The organism is Lysinibacillus sp. FSL K6-4013 (assembly GCF_038630435.1).
Classification (GTDB): Bacteria; Bacillota; Bacilli; order Bacillales_A; family Planococcaceae; genus Lysinibacillus; species Lysinibacillus boronitolerans.
The window spans coordinates 4,049,955-4,073,955 of sequence record NZ_CP152031.1; the positions used below are offsets into that span (position 1 = coordinate 4,049,955).

General features: G+C 37.4%; 22 protein-coding genes, 1 pseudogene and 1 riboswitch. Of the genes and pseudogenes, 5 read left to right on the top strand and 18 right to left on the bottom strand.

What is annotated here, in order from left to right:
- Nucleotides 1-56: 56 nt before the first annotated feature.
- The 12 genes from guaA to MHB39_RS20145 all read right to left on the bottom strand — a co-directional run bounded on the left by guaA (nucleotide 57) and on the right by MHB39_RS20145 (nucleotide 13,265).
- Nucleotides 57-1,610, bottom strand: coding sequence for a glutamine-hydrolyzing GMP synthase (guaA, locus tag MHB39_RS20090; protein WP_036076059.1), 1,554 nt, complete (start codon nucleotides 1,608-1,610; stop codon nucleotides 57-59).
- Nucleotides 1,611-1,765: 155 nt separating this feature from the next.
- Nucleotides 1,766-1,867, bottom strand: a riboswitch (purine riboswitch).
- Between the two features lie 32 nt (nucleotides 1,868-1,899).
- The gene (locus MHB39_RS20095) at nucleotides 1,900-4,083 is read right to left on the bottom strand and encodes a transglutaminase domain-containing protein (protein WP_342545112.1); all 2,184 of its coding nucleotides are present in this window, start codon (nucleotides 4,081-4,083) and stop codon (nucleotides 1,900-1,902) included.
- Complete coding sequence (locus tag MHB39_RS20100; protein ID WP_342545114.1) at nucleotides 4,080-5,261, bottom strand: DUF58 domain-containing protein; 1,182 nt, start codon at nucleotides 5,259-5,261, stop codon at nucleotides 4,080-4,082. The genes MHB39_RS20095 and MHB39_RS20100 overlap by 4 nt, the downstream gene beginning before the upstream one ends.
- Nucleotides 5,258-6,202, bottom strand: coding sequence for a MoxR family ATPase (locus MHB39_RS20105; protein WP_048395021.1), 945 nt, complete (start codon nucleotides 6,200-6,202; stop codon nucleotides 5,258-5,260). Before MHB39_RS20105 ends, MHB39_RS20100 begins: the two co-directional genes overlap by 4 nt.
- Nucleotides 6,203-6,396: 194 nt before the next feature.
- Nucleotides 6,397-7,077: an ABC transporter ATP-binding protein gene (locus MHB39_RS20110; RefSeq protein ID WP_103118863.1), complete on the bottom strand. Its 681-nt coding sequence runs from the start codon at nucleotides 7,075-7,077 to the stop codon at nucleotides 6,397-6,399.
- Nucleotides 7,074-7,874 carry an ABC transporter permease subunit gene (locus tag MHB39_RS20115; protein ID WP_279496392.1) on the bottom strand — a complete coding sequence of 267 codons (801 nt, stop codon included), beginning with the start codon at nucleotides 7,872-7,874 and terminating at the stop codon, nucleotides 7,074-7,076. The genes MHB39_RS20110 and MHB39_RS20115 overlap by 4 nt, the downstream gene beginning before the upstream one ends.
- Entirely contained in the window at nucleotides 7,874-8,326 is a 453-nt protein-coding gene (locus tag MHB39_RS20120; protein ID WP_231595734.1) for a nitrous oxide reductase accessory protein NosL, read from the bottom strand. The genes MHB39_RS20115 and MHB39_RS20120 overlap by 1 nt, the downstream gene beginning before the upstream one ends.
- Nucleotides 8,323-9,594: a NosD domain-containing protein gene (locus MHB39_RS20125; RefSeq protein ID WP_279496294.1), complete on the bottom strand. Its 1,272-nt coding sequence runs from the start codon at nucleotides 9,592-9,594 to the stop codon at nucleotides 8,323-8,325. The genes MHB39_RS20120 and MHB39_RS20125 overlap by 4 nt, the downstream gene beginning before the upstream one ends.
- A gap of 58 nt (nucleotides 9,595-9,652) precedes the next feature.
- The gene (locus tag MHB39_RS20130) at nucleotides 9,653-10,276 is read right to left on the bottom strand and encodes a hypothetical protein (protein WP_054548895.1); all 624 of its coding nucleotides are present in this window, start codon (nucleotides 10,274-10,276) and stop codon (nucleotides 9,653-9,655) included.
- Between the two features lie 205 nt (nucleotides 10,277-10,481).
- Nucleotides 10,482-10,802, bottom strand: a complete 321-nt coding sequence (locus MHB39_RS20135; protein ID WP_048395004.1) for a hypothetical protein — start codon at nucleotides 10,800-10,802, stop codon at nucleotides 10,482-10,484.
- A 159-nt stretch (nucleotides 10,803-10,961) separates the two neighbouring features.
- Nucleotides 10,962-11,786 carry an ammonia-dependent NAD(+) synthetase gene (gene nadE / locus MHB39_RS20140; protein WP_048395002.1) on the bottom strand — a complete coding sequence of 275 codons (825 nt, stop codon included), beginning with the start codon at nucleotides 11,784-11,786 and terminating at the stop codon, nucleotides 10,962-10,964.
- 18 nt (nucleotides 11,787-11,804) lie between these two features.
- The gene (locus MHB39_RS20145; RefSeq protein WP_342545122.1) at nucleotides 11,805-13,265 is read right to left on the bottom strand and encodes a nicotinate phosphoribosyltransferase; all 1,461 of its coding nucleotides are present in this window, start codon (nucleotides 13,263-13,265) and stop codon (nucleotides 11,805-11,807) included.
- Between the two features lie 312 nt (nucleotides 13,266-13,577).
- Between MHB39_RS20145 and MHB39_RS20150 the strand changes: the two genes are divergently transcribed.
- Together MHB39_RS20150 and MHB39_RS20155 are read left to right on the top strand one after the other, a co-directional pair.
- A complete protein-coding gene (locus tag MHB39_RS20150) occupies nucleotides 13,578-13,919 on the top strand; it encodes a P-II family nitrogen regulator (protein WP_342545123.1) in 342 nt (113 codons plus the stop codon).
- A 14-nt stretch (nucleotides 13,920-13,933) separates the two neighbouring features.
- Nucleotides 13,934-15,232 carry an ammonium transporter gene (locus MHB39_RS20155; protein ID WP_342545124.1) on the top strand — a complete coding sequence of 433 codons (1,299 nt, stop codon included), beginning with the start codon at nucleotides 13,934-13,936 and terminating at the stop codon, nucleotides 15,230-15,232.
- Between the two features lie 234 nt (nucleotides 15,233-15,466).
- On the opposite strand, the pseudogene MHB39_RS20160 reads toward MHB39_RS20155, so the two are convergent.
- Nucleotides 15,467-15,967, bottom strand: a pseudogene (locus MHB39_RS20160) (methylated-DNA--[protein]-cysteine S-methyltransferase).
- A 91-nt stretch (nucleotides 15,968-16,058) separates the two neighbouring features.
- On the opposite strand from MHB39_RS20160, the gene MHB39_RS20165 reads away from it, so the two are divergent.
- From MHB39_RS20165 to MHB39_RS20175, 3 genes are all read left to right on the top strand, one after another.
- On the top strand, nucleotides 16,059-16,790 hold the full coding sequence (locus MHB39_RS20165; protein ID WP_342545125.1) for a phosphate ABC transporter ATP-binding protein: 732 nt from the start codon (nucleotides 16,059-16,061) through the stop codon (nucleotides 16,788-16,790).
- Nucleotides 16,787-17,539 carry an iron export ABC transporter permease subunit FetB gene (fetB, locus tag MHB39_RS20170; RefSeq protein ID WP_312126808.1) on the top strand — a complete coding sequence of 251 codons (753 nt, stop codon included), beginning with the start codon at nucleotides 16,787-16,789 and terminating at the stop codon, nucleotides 17,537-17,539. Before MHB39_RS20165 ends, fetB begins: the two co-directional genes overlap by 4 nt.
- Before the next feature lie 74 nt (nucleotides 17,540-17,613).
- Nucleotides 17,614-18,588 (top strand): proline dehydrogenase, encoded by a 975-nt coding sequence (locus MHB39_RS20175; protein ID WP_036076039.1) that lies wholly within the window; start codon nucleotides 17,614-17,616, stop codon nucleotides 18,586-18,588.
- A 44-nt stretch (nucleotides 18,589-18,632) separates the two neighbouring features.
- On the opposite strand, the gene MHB39_RS20180 is transcribed toward MHB39_RS20175, so the two are convergent.
- From MHB39_RS20180 to MHB39_RS20200, 5 genes are all read right to left on the bottom strand, one after another.
- Nucleotides 18,633-19,244 carry a response regulator transcription factor gene (locus MHB39_RS20180; protein ID WP_016993691.1) on the bottom strand — a complete coding sequence of 204 codons (612 nt, stop codon included), beginning with the start codon at nucleotides 19,242-19,244 and terminating at the stop codon, nucleotides 18,633-18,635.
- A 16-nt stretch (nucleotides 19,245-19,260) separates the two neighbouring features.
- Nucleotides 19,261-20,268, bottom strand: a complete 1,008-nt coding sequence (locus MHB39_RS20185) for a sensor histidine kinase (RefSeq protein ID WP_004224458.1) — start codon at nucleotides 20,266-20,268, stop codon at nucleotides 19,261-19,263.
- Between the two features lie 271 nt (nucleotides 20,269-20,539).
- A complete protein-coding gene (locus tag MHB39_RS20190; protein ID WP_312126804.1) occupies nucleotides 20,540-21,571 on the bottom strand; it encodes a fatty acid desaturase in 1,032 nt (343 codons plus the stop codon).
- Between the two features lie 108 nt (nucleotides 21,572-21,679).
- Nucleotides 21,680-22,180: a GNAT family N-acetyltransferase gene (locus MHB39_RS20195; RefSeq protein WP_016993695.1), complete on the bottom strand. Its 501-nt coding sequence runs from the start codon at nucleotides 22,178-22,180 to the stop codon at nucleotides 21,680-21,682.
- Between the two features lie 60 nt (nucleotides 22,181-22,240).
- Nucleotides 22,241-23,893, bottom strand: a complete 1,653-nt coding sequence (locus MHB39_RS20200; protein ID WP_339280866.1) for an IS1182 family transposase — start codon at nucleotides 23,891-23,893, stop codon at nucleotides 22,241-22,243.
- Nucleotides 23,894-24,001 lie beyond the last annotated feature (108 nt).

Here is a 24,001-nt window from a genome sequence, read left to right on the forward strand (position 1 = left end):
AAGAATGAAATCAAAAAAGCCCTAAAAACCTCTTAGAGCTTTTAGGGCTTTTGCTATTATTCCCACTCAATCGTTGCTGGTGGCTTAGATGTAATATCATACAGCACGCGGTTCACGTGTTTTACTTCGTTTACAAGGCGGACGGAGATTTTCTCTAGTACATCCCAAGGAATACGTGCCCAGTCAGAAGTCATACCGTCGATAGATGTAACGGCACGGATACCGATTGCATAGTCATACGTACGAGCATCGCCCATTACACCTACTGAACGGATATCAGGTAATACCGTAAAATATTGCCAAATGTCACGATCAAGGCCAGCTTTTGCGATTTCTTCACGTAGAATGAAATCAGATTCGCGAACGATTTCTAATTTTTCTTCTGTTACTTCACCAAGCACACGGATACCTAATCCAGGACCTGGGAACGGTTGACGCCAAACGATTTTTTCGTCTAGTCCAAGCTCTAAGCCTAGCGCACGTACTTCATCTTTAAATAAAGTTTTCAGTGGCTCAATTAGTTGGAATTGCATATCTTCAGGAAGACCACCAACATTATGGTGTGATTTGATTGTTTGTGCAGTTGAAGTACCAGATTCAATAATATCTGTGTAAAGAGTTCCTTGTGCTAAGAAATCCATACCTTCAAGCTTAGATGCCTCTTCATCAAACACATAAATGAATTCATTACCGATAATTTTACGTTTTTTCTCTGGATCAGAAACCCCAGCAAGTTTGTCCATGAATCGTTTACGTGCATCAATTTTAATAAGATTCATGTCAAAGTCTTCTGTGAATGTTTTCATTACTTGTTCAACTTCGCCTTTACGGTTTAAGTTGTGGTCTACGAACATACAAGTTAATTGATCGCCTATTGCTTTATGGATTAACACCGCTACCACTGATGAGTCTACACCACCAGAAAGTGCACATAATACTTTTTTATCGCCAACGATTTCACGAATTTTTGCAATTTCAAGCTCAATGAAGTTTGCCATTGACCAATCGCCTTTCGCTTCACAGATGTCGAATACGAATTGACGTAATAGATCATTACCATATACAGAGTGACGTACTTCTGGATGGAATTGTACAGCATATAGTTTACGTTCAACGTTTGCCATTGCAGCAATCGGACAAGATGCACTAGTTGCGATGACTTCAAATCCAGCTGGAACTTCTGTTACATGGTCACCATGGCTCATCCAAACGATTTGTTCTGTAGGTAATTCACCAAATAATTTGTTTGGTGTTGTTACTTGAATTTCGGCTTTACCATACTCGCGTGTTTCAGCACCTTCAACTTTACCGCCGTTTGTATGGGCCATTAATTGCATACCATAGCAAATACCTAAAATCGGTAAACCTAATTCGAAGATAGCTGGATCCACATGAAAGGCATTTTCATCATAAACAGAGTTTGGACCACCTGAGAAAATAATACCTGTTGCGTTCATATCTTTAATTTCTTCTGCAGTTACCGTATGTGGATGTAATTCACTGAAAACACCAAATTCACGAATACGACGTGTAATTAATTGGTTAAATTGGCTACCGAAGTCTAGTACAACGATTTTTTCTTGCTCTTTTAATAAAGGGCTAGCTGTCAAAATTTCCACCTCTTCTATTATTTTTAAAGGATTTTTCATGTGTTCAAAGAAAAACGCGAAGAAAGTAAAAAAACTTTCTACGCGTTCATAAGCTCTAGAATATTGATAAAGGCGAATGCGTAGCAAAGTAAAGTGTTTTACTATACTTTTCACCTAACGAAAACATCCGCCTTCATAGAGAAACCATTTATGGTGATTTCGTAGAAACATCCGAACCCTATTATCGAACTTATATGAAAGCAATCCTTGCATTTAATTTTTTTCATTTTACTCTTTGTCTACGTTAAAATCAACTGATAGTGCGATTGATTAAATATTCCCAACTTTCTTTCAGCTTCACAAAATCAACATCCTCTTTGTCTTTCCCATAAATATGTTGCTCGTAGACTACCGTCAGCTTTTGCATTTCATCTGTTTCTAATGCTGCATCTACACGCTCTGCGAATGCACTTAACGTTTCTCCATCATTTCTGCGCAAGCCAATACGAGATAATTGTTTTAGTAAAACATGGTAAGAAGAATCGAAATTTGACCAATCCGCTACTTTTTTACGGTAAGCCCGAACATGCATTTTTGGAATCCATGTTTTACGCTGTAAAAATAAAGAAATACCCGTGATTATTAATAATACAACAATTATCACCCAAACATAAGCAAACTTTTTCATCCATAACCATATTGCATCAAAGCTAAATGTTGAGTTCGGTTGTTCCTTCTCGGTTACCTGTTCTTGTGGTTGTGGCTGCTCAGGTTTTTGCTCTGGCTGCAATACTTCTTCCTCGTCAGACGTATCTAACGGGATATCATAATCAATGTTTACATTGCCGGTAAAACCGATTGTAGGTTCAAACTCCATCCATCCCGTTCCAGGTATAAAAGCTTCTACCCATGAGTGCGCATTGTCATTCGTGATGCGATATTCGCGTAGTCCATCTGACATAGGGCCTGCAGTTCCTGGAGCAAAACCTTTTACCCAACGAGCTGGGATCCCTACTGAACGTAAAAGTACCACCATTGACGTGGAGAAATTATCACAATACCCTACTTTTGTATCGAACAAAAATTGATCGACATAATCTTGATTTTCAGCAGGAATGGCGGCTTGCGTTTTATCGTACTTAAAACCATTTGTTCTAAAATAACTTTCTACAGCCTTAATTTGTTCATAAACCGTATCTTTCTTTTGCGTTATTTCAGACGCTAAGTCCCTTACACGCTGAGGAAGTTGGTTAGGTAACTGCAAAAATCGATCAAAGGAAGAATCCATTGTTTCAAGTGTTGCTGGATATGACAATTGGAGCTGCTCCATACTATAAACAGGCTCACTATAAGACAATGAATAGTTTGATAATGATTTCGATTCCCCTACCTGTTGTTCTATATTCATTTTTTCAGTCTGCTCATCTTGAATAAATAAAGTGGAATCTTGAGCCGAAACAGAAAGCATACCATATGTTTGAATTAAAAATGGCATTGGAACAGCAATATCTAATTGAATCTGACGTTCACTTTCGGGCGGCCCTACTTGTAAAGAAGTCAGAATGGGTGTATTTGACTCATAAACATTTTTCCCAAAGTTCCCCTCTGAAACAATCCAACCTTTTGACGTATACGTATCTTTTGTTTCAATACGCCAATAATGACGATCACGGGAAGAGGCAGTGAATATTAAAGTATTATCTCCTTGGAACGGACCACCTAACTGACTATCATCCTGGCTATAACCAACTGATTTTTGACCATTTCCATTTCCGTCTTGTCCAGTAACCCCTTGGATAAACGGCACCGGATCTGCCCATGTTGGCCCAGTCTTTGGTAAAAAGTATGCTACAGAACTAACGAGTAATACAGATACTAGCATGGGAATAACAATTTTCCATTTCTCCATTACCGTACTTGTAGTTTCTACTTGAAGCCATAGGCGCTTGACAAAAAGAACACCTGTCATGATTAATCCTAAAACAACAACTTTTACAATTGCCGCTTTACCGTCATAGTCACTAAATGTATCCAAAGTAGCAATAAAGAATACGGTCATGGCAAAGAAGTAGAATATATTTTTTCGCACCGAAACCCAATGGTGAATTAAATAGACCAGCATCCAAATCAATACAAGAAATAACACTGTTCTGAAAACATCTGAAACCTGTCCAAAGTCACCTGTTAGAATCGTGGCCATGTTCCCTCTCCATTCAGCCAATAAAAAAGGCAATGTATCACCAGATAATACAGGACTAGGGCTATAGATAAAAACGACAAACCAGGTAATATAACCAAACTTCACTAATCCTGATAATAAAGGATGTACGCGGAAAAGACTTAGCGCTAAAGACATACCGATAAACACTAAGAAAAGATGCATCCCACCTGTATTCGTTAATTGCATAATGGGAATAAGCCATTCACGCAAAATGAAAAATACAATAACATAAGCTATGGCTAATTCTAAAAATTCTCCTAATGATTGCTTCACGGTCTTATCACCTCCGTGAATAAATGATAGAAATCTGCTGGATTTACATAAATAACTTGTATATGTTTATACCGCATCGCAAGCTCAGATTGCACTGGTTGCTGCTTTGCCACTACAAAACAAAAACAGCTTTTCACTATATTCGCAAGAGTATGTAGGAATTCATCTGAAACATCACTTGTCACATAAAGCAGTGTTGCAACTTGTTTAAAGGCTTGTTGGTCATGAAATCGAAACTTGACATTCTCTGTAGGTTTTATCGCAGCTAAATGATACATGACTTGATCTAAATGCTTGTCACCCTGTATAGCTGGGAATACTTTCGTCATTGCTCCAGCAGAAATAAATGATAAATCTCCTCGTTCCTGAACGATCATTTGTAGCATTGAAGCTACTAACTCTACTTTTTCTTCAAACATCGAGGATTTTGTAGCGTCTAGCACTAACATTAGTTCAGATGATTGTCGATCCTCAAATTCCTTAGACTGTAACTTTTGTGTACGTGCAAATGATTTCCAATGAATCCACGAAAAACGATCTCCTGGAACGTACTCTCGTAATCCAACAGCCATCGATGTGTCCTTCACAATAGAGTATGGAGACATCATCAAGCCAACATCATATTTTGTTTGAAGCGCAGCATATTTCATCTCTTGTACTCTTGGGTAAACTAAAATAGTTTGGTCCTTTTCTGCTACGACAACCTTTTTAGCCCAGCCAAAAAAATCATAGAAAACAATTGTAACACCTAGGTAACGATGTTCACCACGTGGCATATTTTCCAATTCATATTGCCAGCTAAAGGTTTTTTTAAATCCAACGAACTTAATGGCATTCGCATTTTGTATTTTAGCTTGCACTAATCCCTCACTATCCACAAGTTCCTCCATTACGATATAGGCAAATGGAAAACGTGTTTTACGTTCTATCGTAATAAGCACCTTCGCTGATTGACCTCGTTCTATATGAATCGGGTCAATCTTGCGTTCGATTAGTAAAATATCTTCTCTAACGACAAAGAAAATGAATGCATATACTAAAAATGGGCTAACCGTAAAAAATACAAACCAGCTCACAAACCCACCTTGGAACATTGCATAACAAAATGTTATGATCATCAAGAAAGCGATTAATAGGAAATGTTTACTTTTTTCTACAAAAGCTTTCCATTGCCTCATTGTTCTGCAAACCTCTTTGTCGGAACTGGTGTTTTAGCAATGATCCGCTGGATAATTTCGTCTGCTGTCACGTTATCATAGCGTGCATCTGGTTTTAAAACTAAACGATGATTAAAAACAAATGGCACTAAATATTGAACATCATCAGGGGTAACATAGCTTCGTCCTTTTAAAAATGCGTAAGCTTGAGAAGCTTTCATTAGCGCTATTGTGGCACGTGGACTCACACCTAAATAGACATAATTATTTTCTCTTGTTAGGGTAGCAAGCTCCACCATATAATTTTTAACAGAATCTTCTACATACACACCTTGAACAAGTTCCTGTAATTCGATTAATTGCGCTACCGATAATACTGCTTCGATTTTTTCAATGGCTTTACCATTCTCAGCTCTTCGTAAAATTTCAACCTCTTGCCCCCTAGATGGATAGCCCATTTTTATCTTTAAGAGAAATCGATCTAGTTGTGCTTCAGGTAAAGGATAGGTACCTTCATGTTCAATCGGGTTTTGTGTAGCCATCACAAAAAATGGCTGATTGATCATCAGCGTTTTCCCATCAATTGTAACAGAAGCCTCTTCCATCCCCTCTAACAACGCTGATTGAGTTTTCGGTGACGTTCGGTTAATTTCATCGGCTAATACAACATCCCCCATGATTGGCCCTGGACGAAATTCAAACTCCATTGTTTTGGGATTATAAATAGAAATACCGACTACATCTGATGGCAATAGATCTGGCGTAAATTGAATACGCTTAAATTGTGCATCAAACGATTTTGCAAGTGCTCGCACCATCATTGTCTTTCCTACTCCAGGTACATCCTCCAATAAAACATGTCCCCTTGCTAATAATGCGACAATACTGAGCTCAGCAACTTCTCTTTTACCAATCATTACCTTTTCTATATTTTCTAAAACATTCTGTATTTGAGCATTCATTAATCGAAAAGCCTCCCATTCCATCAAGCAATTGTGTGAATTGCAAGCAAACTTAATCTAAGCATAGCGAAATCTGTCTTGTAAAACAATTATCTGAAACTTCTACTTCCTACGAACATTCATAAAAAAGGCTTGTTTGATAACATCCAAACAAGCCTAATCCTTATTATATAACGTCATTAACCATTAGAATGTTACAAATTCAATCTTTTTAACCATATTTCTTCTAAAGATGTAGAATTTTCTTGCAAGAAAATTTCAGATATCGCCCCAGAAATGATAATTTCACCTTCATGTAAAACTAATACATCATCTGCTATTTCTTCAGCAAAAGATAGCAAATGAGTAGAGAAGATAACGGTATTGCCTTTTTTCTTCTCCTCCAACATCATGTTTTTCAACTGTGCTATCCAAAAGGGATCTAGACCATTCGTTGGCTCATCTAAAATTAACAATGACCCGTTACCAAGTAAGCTCTGGGCTAGGTTTAGCCGTTGGAGCATCCCTTTGGAAAAGTGTTTAGCTCTTTGCTTCCGAACATCCCACAAGGAAACACGCTTCAGTACATTCTCTTGCTCATATTTATCTACTTGTTTTAAAGATGCCAACAGCTCTAATATTTCAGCTGCAGTTAGCATAGTTGGAAAGTTTACATCATCAGGCATAAAACGGATTGTTTGTGGTTGATGCCATATTATTTCACCAGATTGCTGTTTCTCTTGACCCGTTAACAAACGAATCAAAGTACTCTTTCCAGCCCCGTTTCCTCCAACCAATGCAAGAATTCGACCAGCTTGCAGCTGAAAGGAGGCTTCTTTTAATCCTCTATCATTTTCATAAACCTTAGCTACATTTTTTCCCTCTAACAGAATCATCGCCGCTCCCCCTCCTTTAACAGCTTCGTAGCAAGCATTAACGGTAGTACAATCCAGAGTATTGTTATTATTCCATACCCCACCTGACCAAGCGGTGATAAGTAAAACCTCGTTACATCATAAAAGGCTGGACCAAGCACACTAGCTTGATTACTAAATATAAAATAGCCGAAGCGCAGCCATTCTACTGGATTAATATGTATCGTTATGATGATGAGCTTTTGTAAAAGATGCCCTGAAACAACTGCACCTATCGCCATTAAAGCATAAGAAATGAGCAATAAAAGAAAGGACCATACTACAAGTGATAATGCAAGTGCAAATAATCTTGTTTTTGCAAATACCCCTAGCAAGATTCCTAAAGACACAAAGATAATAATACATAATAGCGTAAGAATAACTAAAACAATTGGTAACCGTACCCCACCTAGTAACCCACCTACGGTTAATACAAAACCAAATGCCACTACTATTACTAATAAAAACGCAAGTACCGTAGCTACATATTTGCCTGTAATATATTGCTTCCGCTTCATAGGGTATGTTTTTAATAACGATAACCAACCTGATTCTATATCACCAGCTATACTCATACTACCAATGGTGAGGATAAATAGCGGCAGCAGAAATAATAACACACTTAAAAATGATGCAGTTTGACGTGTAAAGCCTTCAATATCTGGTAAAGCCATTTGTTGAATGACGACTATGGCAACGAAAACAAACGTAAACAGAAAGGCTACTAGTTGCATCCATCGACTTCTTAAAATCTGCTTCAACTCTATTTTTACAAACATCACTCATGAATCCCCCAATTCAATGTCAGCAAATCACGATAGGCAAATAGTTGACCTTCTTCTTCATCATTCATCCATTCTTTGGCTTCGTCTTTTGTAGCAAATGCAATAACACCATAGTTCATCGGCGTCCAATAATTTTTGTTGTACACATAAATCGCTTTATAAACGTCAATCCATTCATTCGTTGCTTTATTTTTAATATAGGCTGCTCCCACTTCACCATCGCCATTTAGCTCAATGTAATCCATTAAGCATCCAATATCATCAAAAATCTCATAGTCTCCATTTTTCAAAACAATTTGCCCTGCGTATTCATTATGAACAATACTCATATTACAAACTTCACAAACATCTGTTTCACTATTAATTTCACGTGGAAGGTATGTTTTTTCACCACAGCCTACTAAAATAACGCCACATATAATTACTATCATTATCCATCTAGTCACACTCGTATCCCCCTTTTCCAAAGCCATAAACTTCCCATAAACACGATAAAACCAATCACTAATTGTAAGATATTGAATGAAAACTCTATCTCTTTCATATTGCTCAGTAATTTTGGTTCATTATCTACCAGTAGATTTCGTTCTGTTTTATTAATCTGTTGATCTAGTGACGTCAGGATAACAACGCTTGGTGATGCCACAAAAAATTGATAAACCGGCTGTCTCACCATCCATTGTCCAAAACTTGACACAGCCACATATGGAACATCTCCAAAACCATCACCTGTAACATCTAGCCCTGTATAATCATCATAAAAATTATGAATTAAACGTAACCCCCGATTGTCTGACCTTGCTGTTAATATATTGCCTGTAAACTGATTATCCATAATGATCGAACGCTCATCGACTTTTGTACCTTCTAATGCAGTTTGATTCATCTGAAAGCGATTTTCTTGTATTTGAATCACTGAACTCTTCTGCAACGCTACCCCTACACGATTATGTAGAAAGCTATTTTCTCTTACCATTGCCTCCTGTGTGTCATACATCATAAGTCCATAACTATTGAAGCCATTATGAGCACTAATTGTATTACTACTTATTTCTAAATTAGTAGTCATCATCACCATAAGACCTGTAACATTCTGTAAATATGTATTGAACAACACCTTCACATTACTTGAATACATAAAATGTGTTCCATAACGGCTATTTGTTACCTTGTTTCGCTGTACATCTATTCGCGTCCCTTCTTCAACATATATACCATCCTGGACTTGTTCGATCGTATTTTGATCGATCACGACATCTTCACTTTTAAAAATCGCAATTCCATTTCCTTTTTCAGCAAAGTGAGATTCATTTCCAATGATCCTATTTTCTAAAATTCGAATATGCCTTGATTGTTGAAGATATATACCAACTCGGATATCTTTTAGTTCAATAGCTCTTAGCTCTAAATTATCCGTCTCATTAGCAACAATTCCTTTATTTTTTGCTGTTATCCTTATATTTTCTATAGAAACATTCGATACATGTTCAATTTTTAATACAGGTTCATCATTTTGAGCATAAAGCTCAGTCCCTTTTTGTCCGTACAGTTTGATCGGTTTCTTCACCGTGAAATTCCCTTGGTAACGACCAGCAGGAATATGAATACTATCTCCAGCTTTTGCTTGATCGATAGCATATTGAATATCAAATTCTGCATACGCCGTTTGACTTGTCATGAGAAAAAATAAAAAGAACAACATGATTTGCTTCATCACTTTCCACCTCCTCATTCAGCAAGAAAAGACTAGAGGATTTCCCCTAGTCTATGATTTAATGACCGTGCCCTTCTTGATTCATCTCATTCGAATGCATAGAACCGGATGCATCTTTTTCATCCTCAGCCTTTTTTTGCATCATTTTCTTACGTCTCTCCAATGCATCATCTTTAATTTTTTGTAGTTCCTCCACATAAGCTTTCGAATTTTCTTGCATATATTTATCTGCTTCAGCCTTGTCCACGAAATAAATATAGCCCCAGTTCATCGGAGATTTCAGCTCTGTTTTTATAATTGTTACATCTTCAATCTTTGCCCAATCTTTCGACACAAAATCACGTACAAATTTTTCGTTTTTTTCTTCATTAGCAACCTCTGCATTTAATAAACAGCCAATATCGTCATAAAAAGCGATTGTTCCATCTTCTTTTATTGCCTGTGCTGAAAATACACCCATATCATGGTCTTTCATATAAACTTTCATATTACACATTTCACAAGTTGTCTCTTCTTCTGGCTCTTGTAACCGTGTATCTACTAATGAAGCAACTTGCACGGTTTCTGATTCATTTTTCGTAACTTCTTGCTCAATTTCCGTTTCTTCTACCTGTTTTTTTTCGCTACCACAAGCTGCAAGTACAAATAATAATATTAGTGCAGGTAACCATAATTTTTTCACAACTTTATCCTCCAAGTTTAGTTTTTTGTTGCCACCTCCTACATTACAGATTAGTTGTGAAATTAGTTAAAAATCGCTGTGAAGAAATGGAAAAATTACCTTGAACATTCCATGAACATCTTCACTTCAAATATTTTGAATTTAGTACTTTCATTTACTTCCCCTCAAAAATAAAAACTCTCCACACTGATGTGGAGAGTTTGGCTTATATGGAAGAACGGTAACTATTGAGACGCTTCTTTTGTTTGTTTAAACGACTGAGCTTTAATGCCGTCTCATTTAATTCACGGCGAATTTCCAAATCACTAGCGCTATCTATATGGATAGGTGTAATCGGTTGCTGCTGTTGTGAATTAACAGAAATAGTTGTTGAATTGTACGTCTTCTCTTTATTTTTTTGTAATCTATTCCGAAATTGCTTTTGTGGATTTTGCCCAAAGTTATGGCTGAGATCACCAGCATGTAAATACTGTTGTTCCTGCCGAAAAACACTACTTGTCGTTGCACTCACTCTAGAAGTCCTCATAAAAAGTTACCCTCCCCTACATTTTATTATCCTTATAGGTAATTATATCGACATTATATGCCGACAATTAACAACATAGAACCATAATACATAAAAAAAGAGCGAAAAGAGCTATTTTTAAAAGTGAAACCACTTTCTTTATAACCCTTTTCGCTCATCTTACTTCCAAAAATCATCAAATATTGTAATTGGCATATGACGTTTATGTTGGGAACGCAAATAATACCCTTCTAATCTTTGGCGAGGTTCTTCTGGAATTTCTTTCCCCTCTAAATAATCATCTATTTGATCATACGACACACCTAGCGCCACTTCGTCTGGCAATGAGGGACGATCTTCTTCTAAGTCTGCTGTAGGCACCTTTTTATAAAGATGCTCAGGGCATTGAAGTTCTGCTAACAATTGCTTTCCTTGTCGTTTATTTAAACGAAAGATTGGCATTAAGTCTGCTCCACCATCCCCGAACTTTGTATAGAAGCCTGTAATAGCTTCCGCAGCATGATCTGTTCCTAATACAACCGCTCCATTCATTGCAGCAATTGAATATTGGACCTTCATACGCTCACGAGCCTTTTCATTCCCTTTCACAAAGTCATTCAGCTCAACCCCCGCATTTGTTAGAGCTCTCACACTAGCATCCACTGCGTCTTTTATATTTACTGTATAAACCTTCGTTGGCTTTATATAATCAATGGCATCTTGGCAATCCTGTTCATCAGCTTGTACGCCATATGGTAATCGTACAGCGAAAAACGAATACTTCATTTCTCCCTCTTCTGCATTTAATTCATCAATAGCCAACTGCGCTAGTTTTCCTGTTAATGTTGAATCTTGACCACCAGAAATACCAAGAACAAAACCTTTTACAAAACTATAGCGTTTTGCATATTCCTTTAAAAAATCAATTGATTTACGTATTTCCCTCTGTACATCAATGTTAGGCAGTACGCGTAATTCCTCAATAATTTGTTGCTGTAAAGTCATTGCACCCGTCACTCCTTTTTACATTCGTTTAACCATCGCATGCACTTCTTCAATATTACGCATCTTATTATCCCAGCATTTTTGACTGAGATCGACCGGATATTCTTCAGGATTCATCGCACGCTTATATTCATCCCACAACAGCTCTAAATTCTCCGCCGCGTAATCACGCATTTCCTCTAATGTAGGGTTTTGATAATTGATCGCTCCATTTTTAATAACATGCTGATGTAAATTTTTTGCTTCAAAATTCGTGACAAACTTCGAGACAAACGTATGGATTGGATGGAACATTTTGATACGTTCCTCAACTTGAGGATTTTCATCGTGCATTGTGATATAGTCTCCCTCTGCCTTCCCATTCTTTTTATCGATAATACGATAGACATTTTTTAATCCTGGCGTTGATACCTTTTCCGCATTAGCTGAGATTTTTATCGTATCTTCAAGCTGCCCTTCGCTATTCTCGATAGCCACCATTTTATATACAGCACCTAACGCAGGCTGATCGTAAGCTGTAATAAGCTTTGTACCGATTCCCCAAACATCTACTTTTGCTCCTTGTGCTTTTAAATTTAAGATTGTGTATTCATCTAAATCGTTAGAGACAATGATTTTTGCATCATGGAAGCCTGCAGCATCCAACATACGACGAGCTTCTTTCGATAAGAAAGCAATATCACCGCTATCTAAACGTATGCCAATAAAGTTAATTTTGTCTCCTAGCTCTTTAGCCACTTTAATAGCAGTTGGCACCCCTGATTTCAATGTATTATAAGTATCTACCAAAAACACACAATCGCGATGACGTTTAGCATAAGCATGGAATGCATCATAATCATTTTTATAAGCTTGTACTAATGCATGGGCATGTGTACCAGAGACAGGAATTTTAAAAAGCTTACCTGCTCGAACATTACTTGTGGAAGCAAAACCACCGATAAACGCTGCACGTGTTCCCCAAATAGCAGCATCCATCTCTTGTGCACGCCTTGTACCAAATTCCATCGCCACTTCATTTTTAATAATTTGCTTGATACGGCTAGCCTTTGTAGCAATTAATGTTTGATAGTTAACAATATTAAGTAATGCTGTTTCAATTAACTGTGCCTCCACTAATGGAGCTTCAATTCGAACAATTGGTTCATTAGCGAAAACTAGTTCCCCTTCTATCATGGAATACATATCTCCTGTGAATCGGATGTTCTTTAAATACTCGATAAAGTCCTCTTTATAACCTACTTCATCTCGTAAATACGCAATATCCGATTCACTAAAATGAAAATCACGTAGATAATCAAGCATTCGCTCTAACCCAGCAAATATAGCATAGCCATTACCAAATGGTAATTTTCTAAAATACAATTCAAAAACTGCTTTTTTATTATGTATGCCATCCGCCCAGTAGGATTCTGCCATATTGATTTGATATAAGTCTGTGTGTAGCGCTAAGCTATCATCTGCATAGTTTGATCTCAAAAGAAACCCCTTCTTCCGCTTTGATAATTAGTCCTAGTATACACTATATACCCAAATTCTTGCGTATTACATTCTCTCTTATAGATGTTAGGTTTTCTAACATAAATAGTCAGAAAATTTAGAACTGTACACATTTTAGACACAAATTTTAGTACCGCTTTCATTCCCTTTATAAAAACCTTTTTTCTAAAATACTTCGGGAGTAGAAATATTGTGTGTAAACTAACCTTACATAGAATCTAAAAAAACAATTGCACTGTTTTTAATACCGTTTTAACATGTAAATTAAATTTACGCAAGGAGCTGGTACAAATGAAAAAAATTGAAGCAATCATTCGTCCTGAAGTTTTTGGAGCAGTTCGGGATGGTCTTGCACAGGAAGGAATTGCGGGGTTAAGCGTTTCTGAAATCGCTGGTTGTGGTCGTCAGCTAGGTAGAACAGGACTCTTCCGCGGCAATACGTATGAAATTGAATTTTTACCTAAATTAAAATTAGAAATGATTGTAGACGATGGCAAAGTTGATGCCATTGTAGAGATTTTATTGCGTGAAGCAGCAACTGGTAAAGTTGGGGACGGCAAGATTTTCATTTATCCAGTAGAACAAGCAATTCGTATCCGAACAAAAGAAATCGGATTGATTGCAGTAGAATAAAGGGGGCGATATAGATGGATGATGTACTATTATCTGTTAATTTAATTTGGGTGATGCTTGGCACTATTTTAGTATTCTTTATGCATGCAGGTTTTGCTATGGTCGAGGCTGGATTTACTCGCTCGAAAAATGCAGTCAATATCATCATGAAGAATTTTCTTACCATTTCTCTTGGCGGGATCGTCTATTTTTTATGTGGCTATGCCATTATGTTCGGAGACTCAGTAGGTGGCATTTTCGGCACTAGTGGCTTTGCTTTAAAAGGGGTCGATGATCTTTCTTTCTTTATCTTCCAAACAATGTTTGCTGCAACAGGAGCCACTATTTTGTCGGGGGCTGTTGCAGAACGTACTAATATTTTCGCTTATGTTGGAGTTATTATACTTATGTCTTTAGTTGTTTATCCTGTAGTAGGCCACTGGGTTTGGAGTGGTCAAGGTTGGTTAACAGATTTAGGTTTTGTTGATTTTGCTGGCTCGACAGTTGTTCACTTAACAGGTGCTGTTGCAGCCTTTGTCGCAGCCGTTATGGTTGGACCTCGACTAGGTAAATATGAAAATGGTCGAGTAAATGTTATTACAGGACACAGTATTCCACTAGGAGCTTTAGGCGTATTTTTACTTTGGTTTGGTTGGTTCGGCTTCAATGGCGCTTCTACATTAGCTGCCGATCCAGAGCTAGTTCCTAGTGTTATTGCCAATACGTTTTTTGCAGCTGCGGCTGGTGTCGTTGCTACTGCCTTCTATACAAAATTTCGATACGGACATATCGATGGCTCTCTTACATTAAACGGTGCGTTAGCTGGGCTTGTAGGCATTACTGCTGGTGCAGCGAATGTCAGCATTTTTGGCTCGCTTATCATCGGCTTAATTGCTGCACCCTTACTTGTGGAAGGTGTACGCTTCCTAGAGTGGAAGCTAAAAGTTGATGATCCTGTTGGAGCAATTGCTGTTCATGGTATTTGTGGTATTTGGGGAACACTGGCAGTTGGCCTTTTTGATATTGGTGGGCAAGGCTTATTTTATGGCGGGGGTTTTGGTCTATTAGGTATTCAAGCAATCGGCGTTATTGCAACTATTGCGTGGGTTAGTGTATCTGTTGCAGCAGGTTTATTGATCATCAAAGCATTTGTCCCATTACGCGTAACGGCTGAAGAAGAAATTGCTGGGTTAGATGTAATGGAACACGGAACGCCTGCGTACGAATACCAAGATATTTTCAAAAGCTCTGCTGTACGAGGCGAAACCTTCGCACATCGTTTAACACATTTCGGTAAAGCACAGAACAATGTTCAAGAAGAACAACATGTATAGCTAGTAGAAACATCTGCTCCTTTATCTCTGGATAATGGGGCAGATTTCTTTTGGCACTTTCCTACATTGGAAACCGTTCATTTACAGAAAAGGTAGGAGAGTTGGTATAAAGTGATCAAATCTCTAGAATCGATCATTTTTCAGCTAAGCGCTCTTATCTTTGTTAGAACCGCTTTGTTTCTTTAATTTAGCAACTAATTACCATTTACAATAAATTACTTCGCTTCAATTAAATTATTCCTGCTCTAGCTCAAGTAAAAATTGCTTCATAGCCAAGCCACTTCTGAAGCCTGTTAATTGACCATTTTTGCCAATGACGCGATGACATGGAATAATCGCTAGAATTGGGTTCGCTCCTATAGCAGTCCCTACCGCTCTAACTGCTTTGGGGTTACCAATGCGTTGAGCAATATTCCCATAAGTTGTTGTTGTCCCATAGGGTAATTCTTTTAATGCATCCCACACTGCTCATTGAAATGCTGTCCCTTTTACATGGATTGGAAGGTCAAATTCAATAAGTTCCTTCTTAAAATAGGCTGTTAATTGCTCTTTATATGGTAGTAATTTTTCCGAATTCTCTTCAAAACAATATCCTTTGAATGGTTTTTTAGCCCACTCCTTCACTTCATCGAATGCTGCATTTGGTGTTCCTATATAAACAAGTCCTTCGTCTGAAGCCACAACATACATATCACCTTGTGCATATGTCAAAGTATCGAAATACAATATTTCCATTTCCAAATTCCCTTCTTTCTTTTTTCAACACCATCTTCCATCATTTCATGCTACAGTTATTTTACTGACTAAAGCAAAGGAGTTTCAATAGATGAATATGTTATATGAGCCTGCGATTCACTTTCAACAAGTTCATTTTTCAGTAAATGACAAAATGATATTAAAGTCAATTACTGGGTCATTTCCAAAAGGACAAATTACGACTCTCGTTGGCCCCTCTGGCGCAGGTAAAACAACGTTACTTAAATTATGTAATGGCCTTCTTTCACCATCAAATGGGCATATACTCGTTGATAATCAACCTATTTCTACATATGATCCAACAGCTTTAAGAAGGCATGTTGGTATTGCTTTACAGGCAGCTCCTATGATAGCAGGTACAGTGTTAGAGAATCTTGCACTTCCCCGTACACTGCAAGGACAAAAACTTTCGGATCGGGAGGCTATTCAATATTTAGAGGACGTTGGGTTAAACGAAAGCTTCTTGCATCAATCTACAAATGATCTATCAGGCGGACAACGTCAAAAGGTATCCATCGCTCGAACACTTATCAATCAATCCTCTATTTTATTATTAGACGAAATAACGTCAGCCTTGGATCGTCAATCCGTACAGGATATTGAAAAATTGATTGTCACCATTAACAAAAAATACAATGTCACCATGATTTGGATTACTCATAATTTACAACAAGCATTAACGATTGGTCACTATACATGGGTTATGATGAATGGGGAGCTCATGGAAACTGGTAAAAGCTCTTTACTCAATGCACCAACAAATCCACGTGTTGCCGAGTTTGTACAGGGGGTAAACAAATGACCTATACAGCCTTATCACTGACATTAATTTTTGTTTGTATTCCGTTACTCTTATCCAAAATATTAAAGTTAGACCTTGAAAAAGATACGCTCATCGCAACATTACGCTCCATCATTCAATTGCTTGCTGTCGGCTATATATTAAAATTTGTCTTTGACGCAAATAGTTATAGCTATATTTTCCTGATGGTAGCATTAATGATTATCGTTGCCACGTTAAATGCCCGAAAAAAAGGAGCAGGTATAAGAGGAATAACCTGGAAAATAGCGCTAACTCTTGTCATGATAGAAATAATTACACAAGGTGTCTTGCTAGGCTTTCATATTGTTCCAACAACTGCTCAATATATCATTCCCATTAGCGGGATGTTAATCGGTAATTCAATGGTGCTATCCATTCTATTCTTAAATCGTTTTACGGCTGAAATTATTAACCATAAGGACCAGATGGAACTAATACTATCCCTAGGTGGCACACCAAAACAGGCTATTCATCGCCAATTAATTAATGCCATAAAAGCTAGTATGATTCCTACTATCGAGAGTCAAAAGACAATTGGACTAGTACAGCTACCAGGTATGATGAGTGGTCAAATTATCGGAGGAGCTGACCCTATTCAGGCAGTCCAATTTCAACTTTTAATTATCTTTGCTCTCCTAACAACTGCAACATTATCCAGTGTTATGATTGGTTTTTTAAGTTATCCTGCGTTATTTAATGAACGTATGCAAATACTTGAAATGAAATAATTGTTAGGCTGAATGTAATATAGTTTAAAAAATTTATGTTATACTAAAAAGAAAATGCAGTTAGGAGAATGACCATGTTATTACGCGATTTTTTCATCCATTTATCTGAGAACCAACTATTAAATAGTGCTGCAAAGAAATATGGCCTAAAATTAGGAGCACAAAGTGTAGTAGCTGGTACAAATATCGAAGAAACAATTGCAAGCATCAAAGAGCTAAATGCACATAATATTTCTTGTACTGTAGATAACCTAGGTGAATTTGTTTCAAGTAAAGAAGAAGCGACTGCTGCTAAAGAAAAAATCCTTACTGTGATCGAAGCTATTCACGAAAATGGTGTAGCTGCACATATTTCATTAAAACCATCTCAATTAGGTTTAGATATTGATGTTGATTTTTGTTATGACAATCTGTATGAAATTGTAGAAAAAGCCGCTTCATATGATATCTTTGTAAACTTTGATATGGAAGACTATGGACGCCTACAAACTTCCTTTGATATGGTGGAAGAACTATCTAAAACATTTGATAATGTTGGTACTGTCATCCAATCATACTTTTACCGCGCAAAAGATGATATTGAAAAATTCAAGGACTACCGTTTACGTATCGTAAAAGGTGCTTATAAAGAGCCAGTTGAAGTAGCCTATCAAGACAAATTAGATATTGATTTAAACTTTATTGAGTTGATTGAATATCACCTACTAAACGGTAAATTTACATCAATCGCAACACATGATCACAATATCATTGCACATGTAAAACGCTTTGTAGCTGATCATAATATCCCACTTGATAAATTTGAATTCCAAATGCTATATGGTTTCCGTACAGATATGCAAAAAGAGCTTGCAAAAGAGGGCTATAACTTCTGTGTGTACGTTCCTTTCGGTGAAGATTGGTACGGCTATTTCATGCGCCGTTTAGCTGAGCGTCCTCAAAACCTTAATCTTGTCACAAAACAAGTATTTACGAAAAAAACGAATACTGTTCTTGCAGTAGCAGCAGGTGCATTCGTTCTTGGTCGTTTGACTAAACGCAATAAGTAAAAAAAAGAGAACCTTTTCGCTTATGATGCGATAAGGTTCTCTTTTTATTTATTCCATCCTTTTTCTTTAAAGCGTGCAATGGCCTCAATTCGATTGCCAACGTTCAGTTTTTCTAAGATCGTTGAAATATAGTTACGAACCGTGCCAGCAGACAAAAACAGCTCAGCAGCAATTTCCTTTGTCGTCTTGCCCTCTGCCACAAGTGTCAGTACTTGGCTCTCTCGCTCCGTTAAAGGATTTTCACTATCATCTTCATAGACAAAATCAACGAGCTCTGGTGCATAAATACGTTTACCATCCATTATTGTACGGATTGCGCTCACTAACTCCTCTATAGGGCTATCCTTTAATAAATAGCCTCTGACACTCGCTTTTCTAGCACGTTCGAAATAACCCGGTCTAGCAAATGTAGTTAAAATAATGACTTTACAATCTGAACCAGTACTATGCATTTCCTCTGCTGCGTCTAGTCCAGTTTTCACTGGCATTTCAATATCCATAATACAAATATCAGGTTGATGCTCTTCCACAAGCATCAATGCTTCCTCACCATTTTTTGCTAAGCCAACAACCTCCATATCCTCCTCCATACTAAGTAAAGAGCGAAGCGCGCCTAATAGCATCCCCTGATCTTCAGCAATCACAATTCGTATCATGTCACAATCCTCTTTTCTATATGTTCTTCAGATTGTCTTTGACATTCTGATGTGTAATAGCTACTGGGATAGTTACCGTTAATGTGGTGCCCTCAACACTTTCAATTTTGAAGGACCCATTAATAAACTCTAAACGTTCCCGCATTCCTTTCAATCCATTACCAGTTCTCCAAGCTTGTTTTTTCGTAATGCCCTGTCCGTTATCTCGCACTACTAAGTAAACTTCTTTAAAATTTTGATGGAAAGCAATTTCACATTTTGTTGCTCCACTATGTTTGACAACATTATTAACCGCCTCTTTTAAGCACATAGATAAAACATTCTCTACAAGCGGTGGAACTTGCAGTGCATTTTTATCACCCTCAAAGACAAACTCCATTTCAGCCGCCTTTAGTATTTGTGAAATACGCATGATCTCATCTTCGAATTTTGCCGTGCGCATATCTGAAACTAATTCCCGAACCTCTTTTAAGGCAATACTAGCTGTCTGACGTATATCCTTAATCTCAATCAAGGCTTGCTGGGGATCTCGTTCAATCAGCCTAGAAGCTAGATCACTCTTCAAACCAATCATGGACAATTTTTGTCCTAATGTATCATGCAAATCTCGAGCTATTCTTTGTCGTTCCTCAAAAACAATTAACTCAGCAATACGTTCATTGGCTGTTTCTAATTGTCCCTCTAAATTTTCACGTTTATTTTTGGAATAAAGCGTTAGCGGTAAAAGGACGACAGCTAAAATAGTTAATACAACGAAAGGCAATTGTGATAAAAATAGGTTAAGCTCCACAAAGAATCCAGCCCCAGTTGAAATAACTGTAAACCCAATATGTAGACCGTACATAATATAAAAGCCGACGGGTCTTCGGATATTCCCAATAAAAAATGCTGTGAAAATGGACAAATAGACATAGCCATATAATATAGTCATAATGATGTTTATGACCATTTCAAAGCTAATCCACATATAAACTAAACCGCTTTTCGAATTCATGGCAAATCGATAGAAGATAAAATAGAGCATTAAAAACGTAATGCCTATCGATATTTCGATATAAGATGATTTCCTAAAAATGAAGAAAAACGGTAGGAAACAAAAAATTATCCATAAATATACACTGAGCATCGGACTATTCGGAATAATACTATGCCATTTCCTCAATATAATCTCACGCTCTTTCCTGCTTTTCCCTTATTATAACAAGAAAATTAAATTTATGCCTGTACATACTTTGACTAAGACTCTTCCCTTTACATAAAACAGCCATCTCTCTTGTAGAGATGGCTGTTATCAACTAAGCGGCAATACTGCCTCTTGCTTTACGCTTTATAATTTCATTTACCTCTTTAAACGTCACAAATTTACCTTGATCCTCATCATATAACTTGTAACGTAGTGATTCTAAACTCGTACGTAAAGTAATTGTTGTTGCCATGTGTAATGGCGGTGTTTCATTGTGTGCCTTTTCAAGATTATAGTTAGGTACACGAGGAGCTAAATGGTGGACATGATGGAAACCAATATTCCCTGTTACCCATTGTAAAATTTTTGGCAATTTATAATACGAGCTACCTTCTACTGCGGCTTTCACATAATCCCACTCTGAATCATGCTCAAAGTAAGAATCTTCATACGTGTGCTGAATGTAAAATAACCAAATGCCTAAAGAACCTGCAATAAATAAAGTAACGCCTTGTACTAATAAAAACGCTTGCCAGCCCATGAAGAAAATTAAAGCTGCACAAATTCCCACAATGACAATATTTGTCAAAACTGTATTGAGACGTTCCTTCTTCTTCGCATCCTTACGATTAAAACGATTTAAAACAAGTACCATATATAGTGGTCCTAAACCAAACATCACAAATGGATTACGATAAAAGCGATACCATAAACGTTGGCCTTTTGAGGCTTGCATATATTCTTCCACTGTCATCATATCAATATCACCAATACCACGCTTGTCTAAGTTTGAGCTTGTTGCATGGTGAATTGTATGCTCACGTTTCCATTTTTCGTAGGGGAAAGATGTTAGCACCCCAGTAAAAAATCCAACCCAGTCGTTTGCCTTTTTACTTTTGAAAAATGACCCGTGTGTACAATCGTGAAAAATAATAAAAGTTCGTACGACAAAACCTGCTGAAATAGCACTTAAGCCAACTGTTAGCCAAGGTGAGACATCCACTAACAAGTAACCAGCCACCCATAATGCAATTAACGGTACAATTGTATTTATAATCTGAAAAACACTTTTACGCGTATCCGATTTAGCAAATGGCGCTACATCTTGACGTAACTTTTTCGTTTTTTCTTTAATTGTTGCCATCTTCTACTCCCTCGTTTCCTTTTCCTTATGAGCTCATCATAAAACAAGAGTACAAGTCAGTAACAGACGCAAACATCACAAAAAGGATATGACATTTGTCATATCCTTTTATGATTTGGGTCCAGTCAAATGAAGTTGGTAGAACACCAGGTCTAGCCATTGTTCAAATTTATAGCCTGCATTTTTGATTGTGCCTGCATATTCAAAGCCTAATTTTTCATGTGCTTTAATACTACCAATGTTTTCTCCATCAATACCCGCGACAAGCGTTTTCACACCATTTTCTTCAGCAATCGCGATCAACTTGTGCATGAGCTTTGTCGCAATCCCTTTTTGATAATGCTCTTTATGCACATAGACAGAGTGCTCCATTGTAAATTTATAACCTGGATAAGGACGAAATTGACTATAGCTAGCAAAGCCAGCGACAAGCCCATTATCCTCAAATACAAGCAAAGGATTACCTAATGCTTGTTGCTCCTTAAACCACTGTACTTTTTCATCTAAAGTTTGTATATCGTATCGATAGACAGCCTTGCTTGTTAAAATAATATCATTATAGATGTCCAAAACCCCAGGTATATCTTTCTCTTCCATAAATCGTATCATTCTGCTCACTTCCCTTAACCAAATCATTATCATCTACAATGAAACGAGGCTGGGACAGAACTAGCTTCGAATAAGGAGAAAGGAGAATTTGAGTTCGCTCAAATTCTCCTTTCTCCATTTTTTACTATTTAATTTTATATGTTCTTGTTTGTTGGCCGTGTATTTTCGTAAATTCACGGCCAGTAATGCGAGCCCCATTTCGTTTTCTACCTTCGATTTTCCTCGTACAGAAAATCGAGTGAAACGCAAATTAGCCTTCAAGAATCCAAAAACTGGCTCCACGTCAATTTTGCGTTGACGATAAATGGTACGCGTTTTTTCTTCTGAAAGCTTTGTTCTTATATATTCTTTTTGTTGTTCCCATTTTTCATTCACCATCATTTTTCGATTGGTGCCTTCTTTTGCTTTTGTACATGATGAACGGAATGGACATCCTGAACAGTCCTCGCATTCGTAGATGTTGAACGTATGTTGGAAGCCTGTCCGATCATTCCGTACAGTTTGATTTTTCCATTCGAGACGTTTCTGATTCGGGCATGTATAGGTGTCTGTTTCTTTATCATATGGCCAGTTATCGGTGTTAAATTGGTTTTGTTTGTACTTTTTCTTTTGCTCCTTCTCATACATGGTATAGGGAATCAGTGCTTCTCGTTTTCTGTTCGAAAGGATCTCCTCATAGTTTTGTTCACTACCATAACCTGCATCTGCGACAATGTATTGCGGTAACTCGAAATAATGCTGCTCGATTTCATTTAGAAATGGAATGAACGTACGTGTATCCGTTGGGTTCGGAAAAATGCTGTAGGCAAGCGCATACTGACCTTCTGTTGCGATTTGTACGTTATAGCCTGGTTTTAGTTGTCCATTCTGCATGTAATCGTCTTTCATTCGCATAAACGTCGCATCTTTGTCCGTTTTTGAATAGCTGTTGCGTGTGTCAAAAATCTCAAAATCTTTTTCGTACCTCTGCTTACGAATCAGCCAGTCATGTACTTGTTTTAACAGTTGCTTTGGCGTTTTTCGTTCACTACGCAGCTGTTTCCGCATCCCGACATCATCCGTACTATCGATTTTTTGTGTATAGTCCTCGACCACTTCCTCTAACTTTTCAGCGATTTGCGTGAGTTCTTCCATAGAAAGCTGCTCCTCATCTTCACGTTGCAATGCTGGTATAATTTGTTTTTCAAGTAGCTCATTATACAATTGATTCGATTTTTCAACGAGATTGTGATGATGTTTTTCCACTGCTTTCTTCCAAACGAACGTGAATTTATTGGCATTCGCTTCAATCTTCGTACCATCAATAAAAATGGCCTCTTGATCGATGATTTTTTCTTGGACAAGCTGGACACGGAACTGCACAAAACACTGGCGAATGAGCTCTTTCATATCGGGATGAACACGGAAACGATTGATCGTACGGTAGCTTGGTTCATACCCTTGGGCCAGCCACATCATCCGTATACTGTCTTTGGTTAGGTCTTCTATTTTACGGCCAGAGAAAACCGATTGCGTGTAGCCACATAAAATAATTTTAAGCATCATGCGTGGGTGATAAGATGGGCAACCTGTTTGGCGTTGAAAGGAGTCGAAGGTTCTCTCAGGAATACTTTCGACTAAATGATGGATGGCAAAAGCAATATCATTTTCTTGTAATGGAACTTCTAAATCTAGAGGCAAAACTAATTGATTCATGTTATAATTTTTGAACATAAGGATCCTTCTTTCCTGTAAAATTTTGTGTGGTAACTTTATTTTATCAGAAGTGGTCCTTATTTTTATTCAATAATTATTGAAAGCCGTTGAAATTTTACTCATCGT

What these genes read in the sequence shown, in the direction of transcription:
- fetB (WP_312126808.1), top strand. Translation starts at nt 16,787, where the DNA reads ATGACCTATACAGCCTTATCACTGACATTAATTTTTGTTTGTATTCCG.
- MHB39_RS20115 (WP_279496392.1), bottom strand. Translation starts at nt 7,874, where the DNA reads ATGTTTGTAAAAATAGAGTTGAAGCAGATTTTAAGAAGTCGATGGATG.
- MHB39_RS20100 (WP_342545114.1), bottom strand. Translation starts at nt 5,261, where the DNA reads ATGAGGCAATGGAAAGCTTTTGTAGAAAAAAGTAAACATTTCCTATTA.
- MHB39_RS20155 (WP_342545124.1), top strand. Translation starts at nt 13,934, where the DNA reads ATGGATGATGTACTATTATCTGTTAATTTAATTTGGGTGATGCTTGGC.
- MHB39_RS20135 (WP_048395004.1), bottom strand. Translation starts at nt 10,802, where the DNA reads ATGAGGACTTCTAGAGTGAGTGCAACGACAAGTAGTGTTTTTCGGCAG.
- MHB39_RS20150 (WP_342545123.1), top strand. Translation starts at nt 13,578, where the DNA reads ATGAAAAAAATTGAAGCAATCATTCGTCCTGAAGTTTTTGGAGCAGTT.
- MHB39_RS20105 (WP_048395021.1), bottom strand. Translation starts at nt 6,202, where the DNA reads ATGAATGCTCAAATACAGAATGTTTTAGAAAATATAGAAAAGGTAATG.
- MHB39_RS20180 (WP_016993691.1), bottom strand. Translation starts at nt 19,244, where the DNA reads ATGATACGAATTGTGATTGCTGAAGATCAGGGGATGCTATTAGGCGCG.
- MHB39_RS20175 (WP_036076039.1), top strand. Translation starts at nt 17,614, where the DNA reads ATGTTATTACGCGATTTTTTCATCCATTTATCTGAGAACCAACTATTA.
- MHB39_RS20195 (WP_016993695.1), bottom strand. Translation starts at nt 22,180, where the DNA reads ATGATACGATTTATGGAAGAGAAAGATATACCTGGGGTTTTGGACATC.
- MHB39_RS20200 (WP_339280866.1), bottom strand. Translation starts at nt 23,893, where the DNA reads ATGTTCAAAAATTATAACATGAATCAATTAGTTTTGCCTCTAGATTTA.
- MHB39_RS20125 (WP_279496294.1), bottom strand. Translation starts at nt 9,594, where the DNA reads ATGAAGCAAATCATGTTGTTCTTTTTATTTTTTCTCATGACAAGTCAA.
- MHB39_RS20110 (WP_103118863.1), bottom strand. Translation starts at nt 7,077, where the DNA reads ATGATTCTGTTAGAGGGAAAAAATGTAGCTAAGGTTTATGAAAATGAT.
- MHB39_RS20185 (WP_004224458.1), bottom strand. Translation starts at nt 20,268, where the DNA reads ATGCTCTATTTTATCTTCTATCGATTTGCCATGAATTCGAAAAGCGGT.
- MHB39_RS20165 (WP_342545125.1), top strand. Translation starts at nt 16,059, where the DNA reads ATGAATATGTTATATGAGCCTGCGATTCACTTTCAACAAGTTCATTTT.
- MHB39_RS20190 (WP_312126804.1), bottom strand. Translation starts at nt 21,571, where the DNA reads ATGGCAACAATTAAAGAAAAAACGAAAAAGTTACGTCAAGATGTAGCG.
- nadE (WP_048395002.1), bottom strand. Translation starts at nt 11,786, where the DNA reads ATGACTTTACAGCAACAAATTATTGAGGAATTACGCGTACTGCCTAAC.